The sequence below is a fragment of the Microcoleus sp. T3_D1 genome, from assembly GCF_036700405.1.
Lineage (GTDB): Bacteria > Cyanobacteriota > Cyanobacteriia > Cyanobacteriales > Microcoleaceae > Microcoleus.
Genome location: NZ_JAUBOV010000193.1, coordinates 1 through 1,897, shown reverse-complemented (window position 1 = coordinate 1,897; position 1,897 = coordinate 1). Strand labels below are relative to the sequence as shown.

The 1,897-nt window shown below is 44.6% G+C and carries 2 protein-coding genes; both read right to left on the bottom strand.

Annotation, left to right across the window (positions count from 1 at the left end; genetic code table 11):
• Window positions 1-84 precede the first annotated feature (84 nt).
• On the bottom strand, window positions 85-1,575 hold the full coding sequence (locus QT992_RS33315) for a DUF697 domain-containing protein (RefSeq protein WP_333343084.1): 1,491 nt from the start codon (window positions 1,573-1,575) through the stop codon (window positions 85-87).
• 83 nt (window positions 1,576-1,658) lie between these two features.
• A partial coding sequence (locus QT992_RS33310) for a hypothetical protein (protein ID WP_333378744.1) occupies window positions 1,659-1,897 on the bottom strand: 239 nt, incomplete at its 5' end.

Here is a 1,897-nt window from a genome sequence, read left to right as displayed (position 1 = left end):
AATTTAACAGGCTTTTCAATTCACATATCATTTTCAGTTTGTTTTGTCAACTCCTAATACTGAACCGACGCCCTAGGGCAATTTTTAATTGCCTATTTTAAACTCTTGCTGCAAGCGATCGATAATTGTATTACGCTCGATGGTGGCGAGAATGTCTTGAATTACCGTATCTTGTCCCAGGGGGCCCCAGGTGCAGCCTTTTTCTAAATAAACTTGGGCGGCGCGACCGACAGCGTAGGTTCCGTAAGCTGCTAAACTAGCTTGAGTGACAGCAACTCCGGCAAAAGTAGAAAAGCCGATGTGCGGGGCCGCAGCGGCCGCAGTTTTGCCAAATCCCAACAGAAAACTGCTACCCAATTCTCCCAAAAGTACGCCGCCCGCGCTGGAGAAAATAGTCTGCCAAAGTTTCCCGGCTTCGTAACCAGTCATGGGTAAGCCGTAAAGTCTGGATAAAGAGCGAATTAAGGCTAAATCTGCGACACTTGCTCCCATTACATCCAAGAAAGCCACGGGATTTAAACCGACAGCCAAAGCTTTATATTTTGCAAATTGCCAGATTAAATCTTCGGCTTCTGTTTGTCGCAATTTGAGAACGTGACGGGCAATATTTGCTTCGGCATCTCTAGCTTCAACTAAAGCATTTAGAGCGAGGAGCGATCGACCTTCTCTGTTAAGAATTGTCAAAATTTTATGTTTGAGTTCGTCTATCTGCGCGGGCGGCGACTCCCATTCGTAAGTGACTTTTCCGTCGGACCATTCCACCCGCACTTGCACCGGCGCTGGTTCGGCGGCTACCATGACTATTTCTAAAGATTTGGAAGTTTTAGGCGGTGATTTTACAGTAGATTTATGGGAGGAGTTGTTTGGGCGATAGGACAAATTTTCGCTATCTGTTTCCTCTGTTACCGCAGCGGCTGCTAACTGTTCAGAATTTGCCAGCGCTTGCAAACTTTGGAAAATAGCTTTTCTGTCTAATTCTGGATAAAGGTCAATTTTATTAAAAACTAAAATCACCGGTTTTTGAGCTGTTTGCAATTCGCACAGCGCTTGATATTCAGTTCGGGTGATATCGCCTGCTACGACAAACAGAATTAAGTCAGCTTGGCGAGTGACTTGTTTCGCCATTTCGCCGCGCACTTCGCCGCCAACTTCATCAAGTCCCGGAGTATCGATTAATTCAACTTGCACGCCTCCTTTCCCCCCCTTGGCCAGGGGGGGTTGGGGGGATTCCTCGCTGTCAAGGAATGATAAAGGCACACTCCAGCGCACGGAACGCGGCCACTGAGTCACGCCGTTGAGAGGGCCTGTTTGCAGAATTTTGTGACCTAAAAGCGCGTTTAATACGGCTGACTTGCCACGGCTGACTAAGCCGAAAGTAGCAATGCGGATTATGTTGTGGTCTAGTTTTTCGGAGGTGGAAGTTAAAATATCTAACTGATATTGCAGCGCCGCTTCTAATTCTGTATTATTCGAGTTTTTTTTCCCTTGGCGCAGGTGGGAGTAGCGCGCCAGGGATTCGCGCAAACTGGCGCGGGCAAGAGATAAGCGATTTTCTTGAAGGGAATTGTCAGCCATTGGCGATCGGCTTTTTTAAGCAGGTATAATTGATCGTCGAATTATAAATTCTATTTCTTATTTTAATACAATTTTTCATAAATTTATAATTTTTTATTGGTAAAATTTCCAAAAAATATTGAACGGGCAAGATGCCCGTTCCACAATAACAAAAAATTTTTTGTGGAACAGGCATCTTGCCTGTCTTCCACAATAACAAAAAATTTTTGTGGAACAGGCATCTTGCCTGTTCTTCCACAATAACAAAAAAATTTTTGTGGAACAGGCATCTTGCCTGTTCTTCCACAATAACAAAAAAATTTTTGTGGAACAGGCATCTTGC

Excerpts from the sequence above, each read along its gene's own strand:
- QT992_RS33315 (WP_333343084.1), bottom strand. The coding sequence starts at position 1,575 with ATGGCTGACAATTCCCTTCAAGAAAATCGCTTATCTCTTGCCCGCGCC.